The sequence below is a fragment of the Pantoea sp. At-9b genome (genome assembly GCF_000175935.2).
In the GTDB taxonomy this organism is placed as follows: Bacteria; Pseudomonadota; Gammaproteobacteria; order Enterobacterales; family Enterobacteriaceae; genus Pantoea.
The window spans coordinates 2,707,269-2,727,215 of sequence record NC_014837.1; the positions used below are offsets into that span (position 1 = coordinate 2,707,269).

At 53.2% G+C, this 19,947-nt stretch carries 13 protein-coding genes and 1 tRNA gene; 1 reads left to right on the forward strand and 13 read right to left on the reverse strand.

From position 1 onward, the window contains the following. Positions 1-16 precede the first annotated feature (16 nt). The 8 genes from PAT9B_RS12540 to PAT9B_RS12575 all read right to left on the reverse strand — a co-directional run bounded on the left by PAT9B_RS12540 (position 17) and on the right by PAT9B_RS12575 (position 10,906). Positions 17-685 carry a haloacid dehalogenase type II gene (locus PAT9B_RS12540; protein ID WP_013509642.1) on the reverse strand — a complete coding sequence of 223 codons (669 nt, stop codon included), beginning with the start codon at positions 683-685 and terminating at the stop codon, positions 17-19. A 31-nt stretch (positions 686-716) separates the two neighbouring features. Continuing rightward, a complete protein-coding gene (locus tag PAT9B_RS12545) occupies positions 717-2,186 on the reverse strand; it encodes an aldehyde dehydrogenase (protein ID WP_013509643.1) in 1,470 nt (489 codons plus the stop codon). Between the two features lie 358 nt (positions 2,187-2,544). Then, the gene (locus PAT9B_RS12550; RefSeq protein WP_013509644.1) at positions 2,545-4,002 is read right to left on the reverse strand and encodes an NAD-dependent succinate-semialdehyde dehydrogenase; all 1,458 of its coding nucleotides are present in this window, start codon (positions 4,000-4,002) and stop codon (positions 2,545-2,547) included. 149 nt (positions 4,003-4,151) lie between these two features. Further along, positions 4,152-5,111, reverse strand: coding sequence for an HTH-type transcriptional regulator Cbl (gene cbl / locus PAT9B_RS12555; protein ID WP_013509645.1), 960 nt, complete (start codon positions 5,109-5,111; stop codon positions 4,152-4,154). 871 nt (positions 5,112-5,982) lie between these two features. Then, complete coding sequence (nac, locus tag PAT9B_RS12560; protein ID WP_013509646.1) at positions 5,983-6,900, reverse strand: nitrogen assimilation transcriptional regulator NAC; 918 nt, start codon at positions 6,898-6,900, stop codon at positions 5,983-5,985. A gap of 518 nt (positions 6,901-7,418) precedes the next feature. After that, a complete protein-coding gene (locus tag PAT9B_RS12565) occupies positions 7,419-8,441 on the reverse strand; it encodes an ABC transporter permease (protein ID WP_190274663.1) in 1,023 nt (340 codons plus the stop codon). 23 nt (positions 8,442-8,464) lie between these two features. Further along, a complete protein-coding gene (locus PAT9B_RS12570; RefSeq protein WP_013509648.1) occupies positions 8,465-9,949 on the reverse strand; it encodes a sugar ABC transporter ATP-binding protein in 1,485 nt (494 codons plus the stop codon). A 33-nt stretch (positions 9,950-9,982) separates the two neighbouring features. Further along, the gene (locus PAT9B_RS12575) at positions 9,983-10,906 is read right to left on the reverse strand and encodes a sugar ABC transporter substrate-binding protein (protein ID WP_013509649.1); all 924 of its coding nucleotides are present in this window, start codon (positions 10,904-10,906) and stop codon (positions 9,983-9,985) included. Between the two features lie 507 nt (positions 10,907-11,413). On the opposite strand from PAT9B_RS12575, the gene PAT9B_RS12580 reads away from it, so the two are divergent. Continuing rightward, a tRNA-Asn gene (locus PAT9B_RS12580) sits at positions 11,414-11,489 on the forward strand. 88 nt (positions 11,490-11,577) lie between these two features. Here PAT9B_RS12580 and PAT9B_RS12585 read toward each other — a convergent pair. From PAT9B_RS12585 to PAT9B_RS12605, 5 genes are all read right to left on the reverse strand, one after another. Beyond that, on the reverse strand, positions 11,578-13,149 hold the full coding sequence (locus PAT9B_RS12585; RefSeq protein WP_013509650.1) for a hypothetical protein: 1,572 nt from the start codon (positions 13,147-13,149) through the stop codon (positions 11,578-11,580). A gap of 10 nt (positions 13,150-13,159) precedes the next feature. Next, positions 13,160-13,792: a DUF2272 domain-containing protein gene (locus PAT9B_RS12590; RefSeq protein ID WP_013509651.1), complete on the reverse strand. Its 633-nt coding sequence runs from the start codon at positions 13,790-13,792 to the stop codon at positions 13,160-13,162. Between the two features lie 687 nt (positions 13,793-14,479). Then, positions 14,480-14,782: a helix-turn-helix domain-containing protein gene (locus PAT9B_RS12595; protein WP_013509653.1), complete on the reverse strand. Its 303-nt coding sequence runs from the start codon at positions 14,780-14,782 to the stop codon at positions 14,480-14,482. 295 nt (positions 14,783-15,077) lie between these two features. Beyond that, a complete protein-coding gene (locus PAT9B_RS12600) occupies positions 15,078-15,425 on the reverse strand; it encodes a hypothetical protein (RefSeq protein ID WP_013509654.1) in 348 nt (115 codons plus the stop codon). Further along, positions 15,422-19,945 (reverse strand): RHS repeat-associated core domain-containing protein, encoded by a 4,524-nt coding sequence (locus tag PAT9B_RS12605; RefSeq protein WP_013509655.1) that lies wholly within the window; start codon positions 19,943-19,945, stop codon positions 15,422-15,424. The genes PAT9B_RS12600 and PAT9B_RS12605 overlap by 4 nt, the downstream gene beginning before the upstream one ends. Positions 19,946-19,947: the final 2 nt, after the last annotated feature.

Below are 19,947 nucleotides of genomic sequence, written 5' to 3' on the forward strand. Positions count from 1 at the left end.
GCGCTGCCCTCCGGGCTTAGAGTCCAACCACAGCGGGCAGTCCGCCGATATCTTTGATCTCGGTGTAGCCGTAAGCCGGGTTGCCAAAATCGTGTCCACGGTTGACCCATACTTTGTTGGTGATGCCCATGTCGTAGCAGGTCATCAGGTCATAACGCAGGCTGGAGGAGACGTGCAGGATCTCGTCCGGACGGCAATCGAGTTTCTCCAGCATGTATTCGAAGCCCTTCATCTGCGGCTTGTAGGCACCGACCTCTTCTGCGGTGATCGCCATATGAATCGGCGCACCAAGACGCGGAATATGGTGTGGCAGCAGGTCTTTCATTGAGTTAGAGAGCAGCACCAGCGGGAACTCTTGTGCCACTTTTGCCAGACCGGCCGGGACATCAGGATGCGGCCCCCAGGTGGCGCAGTCGGTATAGATAAAGTCACTGTCGGCCTTGTCCCACTGCACGCCCCATTTTTTGCAGGTACGTTGCAGGGCGTTGCTCACCACGTCGTAATACGGCTGCCACGCGCCCAGCACTTCATCCATGCGGTAACGGGCGAAATCGGTGGTAAAAGCCAACATCGCTTCCGGCGCAACACGCGCACTGAAGCAACGCTCAGCCGCACCGGCCATATCGAAGTTGATCAGGGTGCCGTAGCAATCAAAGGTGATGTATTTCGGTTTAAACAGTGCCATGACGCGACCTCGTCGTTGTCTGATACGGAAATTAAAAATCGATTAATACGCTTTTCTGACGCTGGCAGGCCTGAAATGCCTGACGCCCCAGATCTTTGCCAATGCCGGAGCCAAGGAAGCCACCGGTTGGGATAATAAAATCGCCGGAACGGCCATAGCGGTTGATCCACACGGTGCCGGATTCAATCGCCCGCATCGCCCGCATGGCGCGTGGCAGGCTCAGGGTATGCACCCCGGCGCACAGGCCGTAGGTTTCATGCGCCGCCAGCTGTAGCCCTTCCTCTTCGTCATCGAATTCCTGCACGGTCAGAACCGGGCCAAAAATTTCCTGCTGTACTGCCGGGTTGTCCGCTGCCACGCCGCATAACAAGGTGGGCTGCCAGAACCAGCCTTCATCGGTGTCAGCAAAACGTTCACCGCCCACCAGCACTTCAGCCCCTTCGGCTTTGGCTGCGGCAATCACTGAGGCCACTTTTTTCCCCTGACGATCGTCAATCAGTGGCGCATAGCGACTGTCATCCTGCCAGGTCACGCCCGGACGTGGTTGCTGGCACAGCGCCACCAGGCGCTCCAGCAGCGGCTGGGCAATAGCGCGTTGCACAATCAGGCGCGTACCGGCCACACAGGCCTGGCCGCCGTTGGCGGTGAAGCCACGCAAAATACGTTGCGCCAGTACCTCGATATCGCCCGCATCGTCGAACACCAGTTGCGGGCTTTTACCACCTAATTCGAGGGTGACAGGCTTCATGCCATGCTGCGCCGCGTCGCTCATGATGCGTGCGCCAGTGACGGTGGAACCGGTAAAGGAGACTTTGCGTACCAGCGGATGCGTGACCAGCGCACTGCCGGTTACCGCCCCGCTGCCCTGCACAATATTGAGGATGCCGGCCGGTAACCCTGCCTGCACGGCCAGTTCAGCCATACGCACGGTGGAAAATGGCGTCAGTTCAGAAGGTTTCAGCACCACGGCATTACCTGCCGCCAGCGCCGGTCCGCATTTCCATGACGCCATCGACAGTGGGAAATTCCACGGCGTGATCGCACCGATCACGCCATAGGGTTCAGAGATCAGCATGCCGAGGCTGCTCTCTTTGGTCGGGAACAGGTCACCGCTGTATTTGTCGGCGCACTCGGCATAGAAACGAATAGCTTCAGCGGTGAACGGAATTTCGTGCTGCACCACGTCGCTGATCGGACGGGTGGAACCCAGTGCTTCCAGTTGCGCCAGCAGCAGGTCGCCTTCGATCAGGTCGGCCCAGCGGCGCAATACCTTGCCGCGTTCACGCGGTGGGCAGCTACGCCAGCCACTGGCGGTCAGTGCGCGATGGGCAACCGTCACCGCCCGATCCACGTCCTCTGCCGTGGCCTCGCTCAGCGTGGCGTAGACTTTGCCATCCGATGGGCGCTTAACGGCAAAAGGCGCGCCCTGGGTGTGTTGATGCTGGCCATCAATATAATGTCCGGCGGGCAATGAAACTTTTTCAGGGTCGAAACTTAACATGGAAAAATCCTTATTTGTTACACCCGTCATTAGCGTGCTAATTAAACTTTCTTGCCACACTTATGTGTGCTGTTAATAAGCTAATGCAGAAAGTATGCCAGCCCGGCAAAAAATAATAATGCGTAAAAAACAGCCCAAAAAAATTTTCTGCCGTATTGATGAGGGAAATTTTGCGGAATTGCCGAAGCATTAAACAGATGATTTAGCTCACAAATTATGCGCATCTCTTTGGTGCACTGCGCATGAAACTTGCACTAAAACGGCGAATGGCCGCAAAAACATGACATTACGCACAAAATAAAAAAACGCCTGTTACCAAAGGTAACAGGCGTTGCGCTGACCATTTGTTAATTTTTAATCAGAGACTGCCAATATGGAAAGTTTTCTGCTCCAGATACTCTTCAATTCCGTAGCGCGAACCTTCGCGTCCTAATCCGGATAATTTAATTCCGCCGAATGGTGCGGCGTCTAAAGAAATTGCACCGGTATTAAATCCGACCATCCCAAATTCCAGCGACTCGGCAACGCGCCAGGCCCGGCGAATATTTTCGGTGAAGAAATAAGCGCCAAGCCCATAGGGCGTATCATTCGCCATGGCGATCGCTTCGTCTTCTTCGTCAAAAATAAACAACGGTGCGACCGGACCAAAGGTTTCTTCATGGGCAATGCGCATCTTGCTAGTGACATTGCCTAACACCGTTGGCTGCACAAAGGTGCCATTAGGCTGGCTGATACCACCACTCAGCAAGGTTGCGCCCTGACTGAGGGCATCATCAATATGGCTGTTCACCTTCTCGACGGCACAATCGTTGATCAACGGGCCGATGGTGCTTTGTGCATCAAAGCCATCACCCACTTTCAGGGTGGCTACGGCCTCCAGCAGACGGAGGCTAAAACGTTCATAGATACCACGTTGCACCAGAATGCGGTTGGCGCAGACGCAGGTCTGACCGGCGTTGCGGAACTTACTCGCCATCACCCCCGCCACCGCAATGTCCAAATCGGCATCATCAAAGATGATCAGCGGCGCGTTACCGCCCAGTTCAAGACTCAGACGTTTGATGCTGTCGGCACTTTGCTGCATTAACAGCTGTCCGACACGGGTTGAACCGGTAAAGGAGATTTTGCGCACCGTGCGGCTGGCGGTCAGCGTGCTGCCAATCTCAGTCGGCAGTCCCGTCAGCACCTGTAGCACCCCACTCGGGAAGCCAGCGCGTTCCGCCAGTACCGCCAGTGCCAGCGCCGAGAGCGGTGTCAGTTCCGAAGGTTTAACAATGATCGGACAACCTGCTGCCAGCGCCGGGGCCACTTTGCGGGTGATCATCGCAATCGGGAAGTTCCACGGCGTAATCGCCGCCGCCACTCCGACTGGCTGCTTCAGCACCAGAATGCGACGATCTTCACTCGGGGCCGGAATGGTATCGCCATAGATACGACGGGCTTCTTCGGCAAACCATTTCACAAAGCTGGCACCGTACAGTACTTCGCCTTTGGCTTCGGCCAGCGGTTTGCCCTGCTCGGCAGTCATGATGATCGCCAGATCATCGGCGTGGTCCAGAATCAGCTGATGCCATTTTTCCAGCAGCGCCGCACGGGTCGCGTTTGGGGTCTTGCCCCAGCTGATACGCACTGACTCGGCATAATCTATCGCCTGCTCCGTTTCAGCAGCACCCAATGCCGGGATGGTGGCCAGCGTTGTCTGGGTCGAAGGATCAATCACCGGCAGCGTTGCCCCGGCCAGCGCATCCTGCCAGCGACCGCCAAACAACGCCTGCTGGCGCAGTAAATCTGCATCTTTCAGTTGAATACGCGACATGCTTTTCCCCTGTGTCTGTGTCATTTCACTGTAACGCGGCGACACAGCGCAGGATGTTTTTCTACGACGGGGAAAAAACCGAGGTACGCGTTTTGCGACGGGAAAAGAAATTTTATGCTGTGCGGCCCGGATGAGCCGCAGCAGGAAGATTAGATCTGGAAATCGATCGCCGGTTCGTCGCCGGTTTCGTAGGAGAGTGCCTGGCGTTTGATCTCTTCCAGCGACAGGTTCGCGTTACACAATTCGAGGAACTGCCAGACATAATTGCGTTGCAGCTGACCGCGCTTCAAACCAAGCCATACCGTATTGGCATCGAACAGATGACCTGCATCGATTTTTACCAGATCCTCGCCATCGTAGATGTCGCAAGCCTGGTCAGCGAGGATACCGACACCCAGTCCCAGTTCGACATAGGTTTTTACCACATCAGAATCCTGGGCGCTGAGCACGATATCCGGCTTTAATCCGGCAGCCTGGAAAGCACGATCGACACGCGAACGTCCGGTGATGCCCTGCCGATAGGTGATCAGTGGGTAACGCCCCAGCTGACCGAGGGAAACCGGTTCACTCTGCAACAGTTCATGATCGTGCGGCACCAGCAGTGAGTGATGCCAACTGAACCACGGGAAGGCCGCCAGACTGGCGTTGTTCACCAATTGCTCACTGGCGATACCGATATCCGCTTCACCCGCCAGCAGCATGGCAACAATTTCCTGCGGCGATCCCTGGTTCAGCTCCAGTCGCACATTGGGATAGAGCTGGCGGAAGGCTTTAATCACCCGTGGCAGGCTGTAACGCGCCTGCGTGTGGGTGGTGGCGATGGTCAGCACCCCGCTGGTTTCATTGGTAAACACATCCGCGAGGCGACGCACTTTGCCCGCTTCATCAAGGATACGTTCAGCAATGGTTAGCAGCGCTTTACCGGGTTCGGTCATTCCCAGCAGACGTTTGCCGCGGCGGATGAAAATTTCAACGCCCAGTTCATCTTCCAGATCGCGTATATGACGGCTCACCCCGGATTGCGAGGTAAAGAGCGTATTCGCCACTTCGGTCAGGTTGAACTCGCAACGGGCTGCTTCACGTATAATTTTAAGTTGCTGGAAATTCACACCCTTTTCTCCTTATTCCTGCCCCTGTTTCATCCATGTTATGAAGTTGCTGGCAGTACAACAAATAATAAAAAACGGTTTGTTATGCGGAATGGTAATAAGGATTGAGTTGTGCCCGCCTGCTGGCAGCAGCGGGCTGACCCGTCCGCCAGCAGCGGTTTAGCTCTGAGAAGGTTCCGCCCGCCAGGCATTAGGCAGTTTCAGCTGCAACGTGCAGGCGGACGGGTTAAGGCCCGAAGGCGCGGGCCTTAACAATCCGCGCCCTGCGGCGTCCTCGCGCAGCGCATAGCGCTGTCCCCTCGCTTATCACTCAGGCCATACGGACCGCGCGGATTCGCCATCCATGGCTCATTCCGCTCTCTCGCCGCATCCATGCGGCTCGCCCTGGCCTTCCCTCTGCACTCGGCGCTGCGGATGCCGCCCACCCCACCGCCCGCAATCCCGCAGGAATAAACAAAAAGCTAAAAATAAAAATCAAAAGCGAAAAGAATAAAACAGATAAGTAAAAGGCGTGCAGCAAGCGTGGGGCGCCATCCGGACTCGCTGAGCGAATGAAGGCTGCCAGGATGAGCCGCATGGATGCGGCGAAAGGCGGCGTTGAGCAGGAGCGAATCGACGCCGGTCCGTCGGCAGCGTGAATGAGCGAAGGCACCGCGAAGCGGCGCGGGAGGCTGGCGCGAGGCCCGGGATTGCAAAGGGTGCGGCCAGGCACCCTTTGCTCGGTCGCCGCACCGGCGAACTGCAACTGCATCAGCCTGAGGCGAACGAAACCCGCTCAGAGCGAACGAAATCACCTCAGGGCGAACGAACAATCAGAAAAGTACGCACAAGCACGTGTCGGGCGCAGCCTGACCGACCGCCCCGGTCGCAATCAGCTCACCAGCATCAATTCGCGATCTTCCACCATCGGCTTATTGAGCAGCGACAGCAGAATATTTTTCACCGCCTGAGCCGACGGAGACAACGGCAGGCGTGCTGAAACATTCAGCGACAATGGCAGGTTCAGTGACGGGCTATTGATACGCGCCATCCACGCATGGGTGGAACTCACCAGCGCACGCGCAGCCGATTCCGGCAGTACGGTTACACCCATACCGCTCGATACCGCCGCCGTCAGCGTCGAAATCGATTCAATCTCACCGATAATGCGTGCACTCAGGCGACGCAGGGAGAAGGCTTCATCCACACGTTTACGCACGGCGCTGTAGTCACGTGGCAGGAACAGGTTCATCTGTGCTACCTCGGCCAGATCTACCGTCGCGCCCGGGCAGTCAGTGGCACCGACCAGATAGAGTTCTTCTTTCATCAGCGGAATGCTGTTGATACCTGCTGTCGGGGCGCGGTCATACAGCACCGCCATATCCAACTGACCGTTCATCACTTTTTCATTCAGTGAGGTGCCACTATTTTCATGCAGATAGACCAACACATCCGGGTACTGCTCGCGCACGGTTTGCAGCAGCGGCATGGTCAGCGATGAGGCTGCGGTACCCGGTGCCAGACCAATCGACACCTGGCCATTCAGCGCCTGACCGGCATTGATCACTGCCGTCTGTGCCTGTTCACACTGACGCAGGATGGTGCGTGCGTGGGCATAAAGAATTTTACCGGCTTCAGTCGGCGTTACGCCGCGCTTGGTACGGATCAGCAGTTGCTGATCAAGTTCGTTCTCCAGCGTTGCCACCTGCTGGCTAAGCGCGGGCTGCGCAATATGCAACACTTCTGCTGCCTGAGTCAGGCTGCCGATATCGACGATTTTTACAAAGTATTTCAGTCGTCTTAAGTTCATTTTGCCTCCGTCACGGATCCCCGAATGCCCAATTATGATTGGAGCTCTTAGCCTGCTGGCTTGTGTAATAAAGATTGCAATATGCAGGCCAGGTTTTATCAGTTCACGAAAAAGCTTTACCAGATTTTTCCTAACGGCGCGGAAAATAAGCGTTTCTGATTACCCCATAAGAGTTAATAAGCGTAAAGCATGGCACGGATTGTTGAAAGAATGCGCGGAATGCACTGGCATGGTGCATAAAATGCGAGGCAGGTGTGCAAAAAAGTGATGACCCGACGACTCCTTTTAGTGCAGTGAAAGGCGTCAGCATGCACAAAGACGGGCAGAATCAGGGAGTTAAATGAAGGAATTATGACAACACCAGCAGTAAAACTTATCGGTACTGGCCGGATGATACGCTAAGGCATTCGCGCTGTAGCAAGGCAGCGGCTCACGCTTATCCCTGGGAGCATAGATCACTATGTGACCAGGGTAAGCGAGAGCCGCCAACGCCGCTACGGCACGAAGGACGACGCGTATCAGCGTTTTTTGCGGTTGCGATGCATATCGATTGAAACCGCCGCTACAATAATGATGCCTTTGATAATATCTTGCACGTAAGCATCCACGCCGACGAAGGTAAAGCCACTTTTAATCAGACCGAGGATCACTGCACCGATCAACGTACCGGTAATACGCCCTACGCCCCCCATCAGGCTGCTACCCCCGATAACCGCTGCGGCGATGGCATCCAGTTCGTAGGCCAGACCCATACTGGACTGTCCGCTACTAACGCGCGCCGCCAGTACCACTCCAGCCAGGCCAGACAACGCACCGGCAATGGTGTAGACGATGATCAGGTACTTATTCACGTTGATGCCTGACACTTTGGCAGAGGTCATGTTGCCGCCAATCGCGTAAACATATTTGCCGTAGCGGGTATGTTTCAGCGCGATATGGAACAGAAACGCCACCACCAGGAAGATGATAACCGGCATGGCACCCTGACCAATTGAGGTGAATCCATCTGACAGGAAGCTGATCGGGTTACCCTGGGTGTAGTACTGCGCCAGACCACGAGCGGATACCATCATCCCGAGCGTCGCAATAAACGGCGGGATGCCGGTGCGGGTGATCAACACCCCGTTGACCAGGCCACACAGCAGCCCGACCCCAATTCCTGCGACAATCGGAATCGCGGCAGGCAGGTTAACCAGTGAAGGATACATCGGCGTCAGGCTATCGGAGGTTTGCGCCAGACTGGCCGCCACTACCGCCGTCAGTGCAATCACCGACCCTGAGGAAAGGTCGATGCCGGTGGTGATAATGACCTGAGTCACCCCCACCGCGATAATACCGATAATCGCCACCTGCAACACAATCAGCACCAGACGGTTGGTGTTCATCAGGAAGGACTGGTCGCGCACATACCAACCTGCAATTTCGAAAATCAGGGCAATGCCCAGCATCACGACAAAAATACCGGTGTCTTTGGGCAATTTGTGACGCAAATTGCCGAAGAACGAAGTCTGCTCAGTGGCCTGGGGGGCCGTCACTTTAATGTTGCTCATGGTCGTCTCACGCCTCACTCGGATGCCAGCGACAAAATGGTTTCCTGGTCGGCTTCTTCTTTATCGAGGATGCCGGTTATACGTCCTGCGTGCATCACCATCACGCGGTCACTCATGCCGAGGATTTCCGGCAATTCTGACGACACCATAATGATGGCGACGCCACGGTTAGCCAGTTCACTGATCAGACGATAAATCTCTGCTTTCGCGCCGACGTCGATACCGCGCGTCGGTTCGTCGAGAATCAGGATCTTCGGCTGCGCCAACAGCCAGCGGGCAATCAGCACCTTCTGCTGGTTCCCCCCGCTGAGGTTGTTGATGATTTGGTCCATCGTCGGCGTTTTGATGTTCAGCTTGCGGATCTGCTCCATGCAGTCCTGCGCCATTTTCATATGGCTGACGAAGCCGCTTTTGCCGATGTAATCCGGCATGTTGACGATGCTCATGTTCTCCAGCACCGACAGCACCAGGAATAGCCCGGACTTTTTGCGGTCTTCGGTCAGGAACGCCATGCCCTTCTCAATCGCCGTGGAGGGAGAATCAATCTTCACCGGTACGCCGTCGATCAGCACTTCGCCGCTGTCGAAACTTTCCATACCGAACAGACTTTCCATCACCTCACTGCGTCCGGCACCCACCAACCCGGCGACGCCGAGGATTTCGCCTTTGCGCAGGGTGAAATTGATATCCTGAAAGCGACCTTTACTGTTGAGGTTGCGGACAGTCAGCACCTCTTCACCAATCGCGTTGTTGAATTTCGGGAACAACTGGGTCAGTTCACGTCCCACCATCTGGGTAATCAGCGACTGACGGGTAAATTGGGTGGTGCTGTTGCTGCCCACCCAGGCACCATCACGGAAGATGCTGATCTCGTCAGTAATAGAGAAAATCTCATCCATTTTGTGACTGATATAGATGATGGCTTTCCCCTGTTCACGCAGGTCACGAATGATGGTAAACAGATGCGAGACTTCGGTTTCCGTCAGTGCGGAAGTTGGTTCGTCCATAATCACGATGTCCGAGTTCCACGACACCGCTTTAGCAATCTCCACCATTTGCTGCGCCGCGATGCTCAGCTCACCGACCATCCGGTCGGCTTTCAGGCGGATATTCAGTTTGTTCAGCAGCTGTTGCGTCTGCTTATTGAGTAAGGCGTGATCGACAAAGCCGTATTTCATCGGTTCGCGACCCAACCAGATGTTCTCGGCCACGGTCATGTAAGGCACCAGATTCAATTCCTGGTGGATCATGGAAATCCCGGAGCGCAACGCGTCCATCGTGTCCTGAAACTGCACTGGCTCCCCTTTAATGCGGATGGTGCCCTTATCGGGACGATACATCCCGATAAGGCATTTCATTAAAGTGGATTTGCCCGCGCCATTTTCGCCCATCAGGGCATGTACCGACCCCGGTTTCACTCGCAGTGAGACGTTGTCGAGTGCCTTCACTCCAGGGAAGAACTTGCTGATGCCTTCGGCTTCAAGCGCAAAAGCGGTCATACATCACCTCCGTACGGCTTTGTCGGGATCGGTTTATTTCTGATTACGGTTTTCGAACTGTGCCATGTTGTCTTTGGTGATCAGCTGGTACGGGATGTTGATGACTTTCTCAACTTTCTCGCCGTTAACCAGTTTGATGGCCGTCTGCACTGCGCCTTCACCCTGACCTTTTGCATCCTGGAATACGGTGGCAACCATTTTGCCGTTCTTCAGCATTTGCAGCGCGTCAGGGGTGCCGTCAACGCCAGCAATCAGGATGTGGTTCGGGTTTTTGCCCAGCGCCTGCAGAGCACCGATCGCCATTTCATCGTTGTTGGAGGCAATGGCCTGGATATCATCACCGGCCGTCAACCAGTTACTCACCACGTCGACAGCATCGTTACGCATAAATTTGGCGGTCTGCTTCTGCACCACTTTGATGCCCGGATATTTCGCCACTACCGCTTCAACACCTTTGGTGCGGTCGCGGGTCGATTCGTTGGCCAGGTCACCCATCAGAATCGCGACGTTACCTTTACCGTTCATGGCTTTCGCCAGTGCTTCCATTTGCAGGCGACCCGCCAGCTCGGAATCAGAGCCGACATAAGCCATTTTGTCGGTCAGCTCGCCTGCTGGTTTACGGTTAACGAAGATCAGCGGGATACCCGCTTTGCTGGCCGCATCCATCACGGGTTTCACCGCATTGGTATCGACCGGGTTCACGATGATGGCGTCCACGCCCTGTCCGATAAAGTTTTGCACCTGTTGCAGCTGCTGTGATACGTCGCCTTTCGCGTCTTCAACCTGCCCTTTGACGTTGTCTTTGGTCATCTCTTTCTGCATCGCGGTACGCAGGATGGTCAGAAAGTTGTCATCAAACAACGCCATAGAGACGCCAACCTGGATATCTTTTGCCATTACAGCGGCAGGTAACATGCAAGCTAACAGGGAAGTCACTAACGCTTTTTTAATGTTCATAGGTAACCCTTCTTTATCGTTAACATGCGCAGGTTGGCTGATACCTCGAATGAAAAAATTCTTTTACATTCACTCAACGTCGCTGGCGTTTTTTATCTGGTTGTAGAGGTAAGGCTTCTGGTTTAACGTTATCGGTTGCTAACAACTCCTTTTTGTAACTTGTTCCTTATCAACAAGTTATTTTCAAAACAGCGTTTCGGGTTGTAAAAGTTGTTCCGCCCGTGATGATAAGCAGTTCATTTATTCCATCTCGACGCCATTTGAAATTTTCATCATAAAAGCACTGAAACGCTTGTTTTAAAATCGGCAAATAACAAAACTTTGACACGCCTCTAACATCTGCGAGGAATTGCGTTTAAAGTGAGATCTTGCTGGCAGTTTGAATTGTGGTCATTCAAGGCAGAAAAACGGCAATCCGCTGCTTTTCCGCGCACTTAAACCAAAAGTGTGCAGGAGGGCTTTGACAACGGGGATCGGCATCGCTAATATGCGCCTCGTTCCAACGATTCCTCTGTAGTTCAGTCGGTAGAACGGCGGACTGTTAATCCGTATGTCACTGGTTCGAGTCCAGTCAGAGGAGCCATATTTAAGAAGCCCGCTCAGGGAAACCTGAGCGGGCTTCGTTCGTTATGGACATAACATCGCTGGGACAGTCCGCAACGTTGATAACGTTAATCTGTCGGCCGCGCTTCAATATACAAACGGCCAGTCAAACCCGGACGCGTTTTCTGATTGATGGGAATGGTGAAGAAAATACCCTCCCCATGTTCTAATTTTGTCGTCGTGGCATTAACCCCCGGTTTACCTGGATTATCATCCTGATAGCCATATTTGATGCGCCAACCTCCAAGCACATCCTCGTCGGGAAATGCCTCAATCAAGATCAGTTCTCGCATGATGTACCCACCTTCATAATGGCGTTTCATAAAAAGCATGCCATCAACCACATAATCAGGTACAAGCACTTTAAGATCGAGTGCGAAACTGACAGAACCAGAAGCTTTTACGCTTTTAGTCGGATCGAGGAAAATCGAGAAAAGGTACGGGCTTTGCTCGCGGTCGGGCGGACGGTTCTCTCCGGGTTTACCCGGAAACAGTTGGTCATAGGTACGAAAGATGGCTGAATGTTCTCTGATTTCACGGCGGGTCATTTGCCACTGACAACCGCGTACACTGACCGCAACTTCAAATTGATAAGAAGCTTTTACTTCCTTACCTGCCTTGAGATCGGTCATCACCTCTGCCGGTAACGTAATGTCATCAATATCCAGCCTGCCGTCCACCCTTAATGAACCGAAGAGAAAACGAACAAGATTCTGATACCCCTCTTCCGAATTCACAATGCCGTAGTAACCAGAGTGACTACGATGTACATAGGCACGCGGCGAGCCCACATCTTTGCCATCGACGCCCGGTCCATGCGTCGTGGCATTATCAATACGCACCAGCCCGTCACTCGCTTCCCCTGCCCCCCAGGCTGAGATCCCTTTAAACACCGTATAATCTCGCGAATCCGTACCTATAAGATTGAAAATGCGATCGGGGGGAAAGTTTGATACGACTGACACATCATCACTTTGTGGCAAGTCAAGATATGCTGCCATGCGTTCCCGGTTAAAATTATTCGCATCACCAAAGGAAAGCCAGCCAGGTACATTACGCACGATGCGCATATCAATACCGTTATGCGGCGTTGCATAGGTAAACAGCTTAGCGACTAATGCACGTGCCTCAGCCGTACTTAACCGGGTATTTTGTAAAAACGCCCGACACACCAATCCCCCCATCGAATGGGCGACTAAGTACACTTTGAAATCAGCCGGATCAACTTGATTTTTTGCGCAAACCTTATCTCTCAGGCGCAAAATTAACTCACCTAATCCTGTAGCGAAATGCTCAATAGGTGGCGTGTTTCCGGTGCCAAAATCCTGACTCGCCTCGTCATAATATCGGTAGATAATAATACTTTTGTAGGGGATCACGCTGTCTGGTCGATCGGACGCAACCAGATCCTCGCCTTCTTCGAACACGTCGGAATAACCGTGCTCAGACATCAGACGCACCAGAGGGGATTCAAAATAAAAGCGTTTAACGTCACCTGTCCAGGCCATCCGCGATTTCGTCGAACCAAGGTTAAACCCCATATAAGGGTCTGCAACAGTCTCCTCTATTTCATCCTGGGTTGCGGCGAAACCTCTGACATAGATGATGGGATGGTATGACTGTAATTGTTTCGTTGCCATTTAATCATCCTCACAGGTTGCACTGTAATAAAGCGAGCCACGGCAGGAAGTTTTTACCATCAACGCGATCTAATAAAATCCCTGCATCAGAAAGAGGTAATTTTTTCTGGTTGACTGAATTACTCACATTCCCACCAATGGTTAATACATAGCCATGTTCACGATTGACATCGACAACAATATCACCATGCGATGGATAGTGACCGTCGGCTTTATAAGCCAGCTCAGCTTGCTCAAAACTATAGTTCGTTGCATATTCCCGGCCTGAACAAATAATATCACCTACGGACGGTACGGCTGAATCTGGAGCCACTGCATAGTAAGCACTCGGAATATTATTTTTTTTAGCCTTGCGCGAAAACTCAATATAATGACAATGTGCTTGCGCATATTTGAAAGTCTCTCCTGCGCCTGCAGTCCTGATGATAAAAGAAATAAATGCAGCGGACCATGCCGGGTTATAGGGATGGCCTTTTTTATCTATTAGGGTCGTGCGACCGTCAATATCATAAACAGGAATTGATTTCCAATAATCTCCGACACGATTATAGACAGCATTATCGCTCTCTTTTAGTTGGCCGAAATGGAATATGGCATATTCATCTTTACATATTGACAATAAACTGGCAATGAACTCGGACATATATACCCCACAGGTTGATAAAAAACTTATGATTTCAGATGAAATAGTATTTCTATTCTGTTTCTATAGTTATTTACTGCAATGGGTTTTCAAAATACGATATTTACAACAATCTCAATAGTAGCAATCCCTCCGAAACTCTCTAGAACAACGGCATTATTATTAGTCAGCCCCGGTTTCTTTTCCAACCGTGACAACGGCACGCCTGTAAATTTCAACACGTTGAAATGCAACAACAAACATTTATCTTTGCAAGATTTTACGCTGCAAGACGTGAAGCTAACAAACAATTCTAAAATTAATTCATTAATATGAGAAAGTTTTCACCTTAATATATTATTCAAACCTACTGTGCAAAAAACAGTTTGCCACACGTTTTTTCTACTGTTCACTTCTTTAAGTGATAATGATAATCATTACTATAAATCCGCTCAGTAACTCTTTCATACTCGCAGCCATGCGTGGTTGCTGGAAAGCAAACTTGTCAGCGCTTGAGCGTTTTTACACAGAACTGTTCCGCTTCCTCAGTGGAACAGTTTTCGCGAGGTCTCTGTAAGAATGGGGATTTCAACCAATATGATGGAAAAACATATTATTCGCGGTGTGATTTATCACGTGCTGTTCGGTGATGTACCCTGTCAGCAAAACGCGCGATAAATCGCACCGCTACGGAACGCAGGCTCTGTATCACAACAGAAAACCGTAATGTGATCCGTCTGGCAACTCAACATCAACACGCAGCTTGCCGCCTGCCGCTTCTACATAACGTTTTAATGTGGACAGCTTCACATCCCGCCCTGGCTTCTCCATTTCCGCCACGGTCGGTTGCTTCACCCCAAGGGATTTCGCCATTTCCACCTGGGTTTTATCCACCTTCTCACGCAGTTCTGCGAGGTGGATATGCAAAAGCGTCTCGGTGGCAATCTTCTCCGCCTTTGCCACGACTGACGGTTTTTCATCAGCCAGTAATTGTTCCAGCGTGCGCCCCATACATCACTCCTTCTCTGTCAGTTGCTGGAGATGTGAGTCTAAGGATCTGACCTTAAACTGCACGATTTAATAACATGCTCCAACGTAAAATATAGTACATAGCCTATAATCTCTGCAAGATTGCTAGCTGTATAGAGCACAAGAGTTAATGTAAAGAAGAGCAGTAGTGATAAATGCTGGAAAAGAGTTTCGGGATTTTGATGCGATAAAGGAAGGTGTTGAGGTGAGAGCGAAATCAGCGAGGTTCTGGATAGGTGTAAGGACAAAAGCCGGAAGGGTTTCTTCCGGCATATTATTACAAGGTTATAAAAGCATCATTCTTCAAGTAATAATTCAACCCCGCAATAAAATCATCTATCACCGGATTACTTTTCTGACTTAATATATTGCGAAGCACATCTTCAAATTGCTCCCCATAGAAAAACAACTCAAGATCGTTATCTAAGACATAATCTGGGAAAATTTCTTCATCATTGTCATCAATAACTGGGTACTTATCCAAATAACAGATAAGTTCTGCAGTTGCTTTTTCAGTATAATCTTTTGTATATACACAAAAGTTGTCTTTCTTATAGTTATTAATAGCAATGGCAATAATGAGGCTATTTAAATCATAGGGTTTTTTATATTCTAACTCTTTCATATGCAACCACCTTTTTTGACTTTAGGACTACCGGTTTTTCCATCTAATTTTCCACGGCGCCCAGGTTCACCACCACCCCACATTTCACGTCCTCCCTTACCTGTTGGATGATAGAGAGAATGATTATCCGCATGGTCTGCGCGGTCAACCAATGTTAATCGACCATAGTCTTCATGATGGTGCCACGTTAACCCTGGAGGACTCGATGCTTTATTAGGATTTTTCATCCAATCCGATAACTCTGGATATCTTCCTAACATATCTCGTCTAAAGGTCGCATCAGTGTTCATCCTGTTAATAAACTCAGTGTTCGCTCTGTTAAACTGTACACCATCGCTAGAATATATATGTTCGGCGTTAATCGTATGCTCCTGGAATACATTATATTGCCCATTATTCAACCGGGTTGCTAAACCTAATGGATCGATGCCAGTCAGTACATCAGGAGCATATTGATACAAATTCAACCCACCCATCAACCCTATCGGGTCCAACTGGGTGTAACGCCCGCCGCACGGGTCATAGTACCGAAAAGTGTTATAGTGCAGACCGGTTTCGCGGTCAAGGTACTGCCCCTGAAAGCGCAGGTTCTGCGGCACTTCCCAGTCAACGCCGGTGCTTTCCCGCGTCGTGCGCCCCCAGGCGGCAAATGCGCCCTGCCAGACGGTATCGCCACGGATATCCGTCACCCGGTCTGGCAGGCCATTGATCTCGGTGTGATACCAGTAAACCTCAGCGTGCTGCTGATAGCTGTCGACGCGTGCAATCGGTTCGTAGCTGTTTTCCGCATACACATACTGCACGGCGGCCTCGGGTTTGCTGTCGCTATGCTCCCCGACCATCTGCATCCCGGACCACGCGTAATGCGTGCATTCCGGTTGTGCAACATGACGTCGCCAAACCTGTTTGCCGATGCGGCGGCCCAATGCATCGTACTGATACTGCGCGCGGGTGTATTCGGCATCCCCTTCAATCAACACCTCACGTATGCGGTGTTCATCGTCATAGCTAAAACGCTGCACGACACCACGCTGGCTATCATGTCGTTCGCTCATACGACCGAAACCGTCGTACTCCCAGCGGATGCCCTCCAGACGCTTCAACAGGTTATCCCACACCGGGTGCAGATCCTCGCTGGTACGGTTATCCGCCGCGTCATACCAGAAGCGTTCCTCGCCGCCCGGCTGAATGCTACGCGTCATTCTACCCGCTGCATCGTAACCCCATAATGACTGGCTATATTTTTCTGCCGGGCTGGAAGGTGCGCCGTCAGTGACAATCTGGCGAATGATCTGATCGGCGCGGTCCCACTGGTAGCGCCGTTCCGACACCAGTCGCTGGCGCAGATTATCGACGCTGCGCCGTTGGGTGATGCGCCCGGCAATGTCGTACTGCGTCTCCAGTTCCAGTTCACCCTGGGTGCGATGCGTTTCGCGATGCAGACGGTCACGCTGATAACTCGCCAGCGAATGCGTGCGGCCTCCCGACGTTAGCCGCATCTCCAGCAGATGGCCGGTGCCGTAACGCAGGAACTGCATTTCCCGCCCGTCGGGATAGACCGATGCGCTCAGGTTGCCCAACGCATCATACCGATGGTGATATGCGCCAGAATGGTTCTGCTCGCTGACCAGTCTGCCCAACGTGTCACGCTGAAAAACCACCACCTCCGCATCCGTCGGTTCACACTCGTTGATGATGGCCTGCCGCCATGCATCGTAGGGGAAGCGATGGATCTCGGTGCTTAGAGCGTGGTAGTGATATTCGGTGCGATGCTGTGCCGTTTCGCGTGCCACCATCCTGCCCAGCACATCGTATTCGTAATTCACCACCAGCGGTGCCAGCTGGCTGTCGCGCACCGGGTGACGGATCAAGGTCTCCACCTGCTGCACACCGTTGTACTGGTATTCGGTTTTACGCCCGGCGTAATCCTGCTGCTGCATCAACAGCCCGGCGGGCGTGTAGTCAAAGCGCCACTGCTGTCGGTTGCCGTTGGTCAGTGTCACCAGCCGTCCGGCGCGGTTGAAGTCATAGCGTGTCACCTGTCCGGCGGGATCAATCGCCTCAATTACCTGCCCGCGCGCATTAAGCGTTACCTTGCGCTCCAGCATGCCATCGATGTTCTGACCGCACAGCAACCCGGCTTTGTTGTATTTAAACAGGGTTTCCCGCCCATCGGCGCGCACATAGCTGTGCAGGCGTCCCGCTGCGCTCCACTGGTAGCGGTCAGTGTTGCCCAAGGCATCGGTGGTGCTGAGCAGTTTTCCGCAGGCGTCGTACTGGCGCTGGCTTTGGTAGCCCGAGCAATCCTCTTCACGGATCAACTGCCCGCGCATGTCCCACCAGAATTGATGGCTGTTTTCCAGCGCATCGATACGTCGCGTCAGATCACCCTGTTCATTCCACTCGAAACGGGTAACGCCACCTGCGGGATCGGTCAGCGCGACGACATCACCAGCCAGGTTGTACTCGTACTGCCACTGCGCGCCATCCGGTAACACTTCCTTGAGTGGCAACGCGTACAGCGGATGCCAGGTGGTGATACGGGTGCGATCCAGCGGATCACGCTCCATCGTCAGATTGCCGCGTTCATCCCAGGCGTATTCCCAGCGTGCGCCACCCGGCTGCGTCATCGCCAGCAACTGCTCGCTATCGCCACCCCAATTAAACGACCAGTGTCCACCGTGGGCATCGGTCCATGCGGTGATGCGGCTCAGTGCATCCCAGTGGTGCTCGCTGCTAACGCCTTCATCATTGCTGACACGCGCAACCCGCTGCTGCTCGTCCGTCTCAATGCGCCAGCTCTCCAGCACTTCACCCTGCTCATCACAGACCTGATAAGCATGCACGCGCCAGTGCCGCGAGTTGATTGCAGGCCGCCACTGATACTGGATCTTCAACCCGGTAGCATAGCTATGCCACGCCAGCATATCGCTTGCCTGATCCCAGCCGTAACGACGGGTGACGATAGCGTCGGCATCCGTCACCGTCGTCAATTGCCCCTGCTGGTTATACCCGTAGGAAACCAGCAGATGACGTGCTCCCGCCGCGATCTGATAAACCGCGCTCAGGCGTCCCAAATGCGTGCCATATTCCAGTTCCACATCCAGCGCATCGTTATCGCTGGAGATGCGTACCAGTTTGCCGTCATCGTTCCAGCTGAAATGCTGCACGTTTTCATGGCGGTCATAGATACGATGGATACGCCATTCACCAGGCCGTGTCGGATCCGGCTCAAACAACTGATGCTCACCTTCACTGGTCTGCATCACCATCGCGCCGTTCGGGCTGCAAAACAGCTTCAGCCCCTCGCCCTGGAAATCAATCACATCGCCAGGATGAACTTCCCCCATGCCCAGCTCACGGCCAGCCATGTCCTGGTAGATCAGTTGATTATCCGGCAAGCGCCAGAGACGCACTTCAAACGGTAGCATCCAGCCAGTACCGAGCATCCCGGTAGCCAGATTGCGACTGTGATAGATGCGCTGCCAGTAGAGCGGCATGCGATCCGGCAGCACAAAATCGAGATCCTCTTCGCGTGCCAGGATTTTCGCCCCGGTCGCGATATTCACCGGGTGTAACGTCTGGACAGCGGCTTCGATGACGATATCGCCACCGATGGGACAGACGATATCTTTCGCCAGCCCGCGTAAAATCAGGCGGCTGAAGCCAAAGCGGTATAGCTCCGGCAGGATACCCACCAGTGCACCACCGATCAGGTTACCCGCCATGTATGCCCAAATGTTTTTACCGCTATGGATATCGCGCACCGTGATGGTATCGCCACCGATGCGCACGCGCGGGTTTTCACTCAGTTTAATTTCTGCTTCACAGGTACTTTTGTGACCGTTACGTGCGGCGGGCTGATTGTTGATCAGCACCTTTTTCGATCCCTGCGCAATAAAATTGCTGCTGGTGACCATATGACCTTTGGTGCAGGCCACGGTATCGAGCGGTAACGGTGTCGCATAGGGGCTGGCGCTTTCCACCACCGGTTGCATCAGGCTGGTCCAGACGTTTTTGCCCCACTCTTTTACATCATCCATTGAGAGATGGCTGGCGCGCTCTGCGACTGCCATCAGCGCGGCACCGGGGTTGAGCGCGGTGTTCATCGCGGCCGCGACACCGGTCAGCGCCAGCATGCCTACCGCCGCCCAGTCGATACCATTGTCAGCCGCTGCAGGCGCGTTGAGATAATCACGCGATACGCTGCCCGCTGCACGCGCTGCCAGCTTACCTTTGATATGCACGTTGCCGGACCCGCTGACAATAAACGCATCCGGCGGCCCAGGGTCGATAAGGCTGTCGACCAGCGATGCCGCCGCGTTGCCGATGTTCTCCAGACCGCCACTGAACACCAGCGTCGCAATGGCCACACCACCCAGCAGCGCACCGACGCCGGTCCCGGCGGCAAGAACGATCCCGGCGACAATCGCCCCCTCCACCAGGCCACCGACAAAATCCGCCAGTGCCGAGCTGTGTACCAGCGGATCGCCGATACGCGCCGCGAGATAATCACTCATCC

Coding starts and splice junctions, on each gene's coding strand:
- PAT9B_RS12600 (WP_013509654.1), bottom strand. CDS start 15,425: ATGAAAGAGTTAGAATATAAAAAACCCTATGATTTAAATAGCCTCATT.
- PAT9B_RS12585 (WP_013509650.1), bottom strand. CDS start 13,149: ATGGCAACGAAACAATTACAGTCATACCATCCCATCATCTATGTCAGA.
- PAT9B_RS12545 (WP_013509643.1), bottom strand. CDS start 2,186: ATGTTAAGTTTCGACCCTGAAAAAGTTTCATTGCCCGCCGGACATTAT.
- PAT9B_RS12540 (WP_013509642.1), bottom strand. CDS start 685: ATGGCACTGTTTAAACCGAAATACATCACCTTTGATTGCTACGGCACC.
- PAT9B_RS12550 (WP_013509644.1), bottom strand. CDS start 4,002: ATGTCGCGTATTCAACTGAAAGATGCAGATTTACTGCGCCAGCAGGCG.
- PAT9B_RS12605 (WP_013509655.1), bottom strand. CDS start 19,945: ATGAGTGATTATCTCGCGGCGCGTATCGGCGATCCGCTGGTACACAGC.
- PAT9B_RS12570 (WP_013509648.1), bottom strand. CDS start 9,949: ATGACCGCTTTTGCGCTTGAAGCCGAAGGCATCAGCAAGTTCTTCCCT.
- PAT9B_RS12595 (WP_013509653.1), bottom strand. CDS start 14,782: ATGGGGCGCACGCTGGAACAATTACTGGCTGATGAAAAACCGTCAGTC.
- PAT9B_RS12590 (WP_013509651.1), bottom strand. CDS start 13,792: ATGTCCGAGTTCATTGCCAGTTTATTGTCAATATGTAAAGATGAATAT.
- PAT9B_RS12575 (WP_013509649.1), bottom strand. CDS start 10,906: ATGAACATTAAAAAAGCGTTAGTGACTTCCCTGTTAGCTTGCATGTTA.
- nac (WP_013509646.1), bottom strand. CDS start 6,900: ATGAACTTAAGACGACTGAAATACTTTGTAAAAATCGTCGATATCGGC.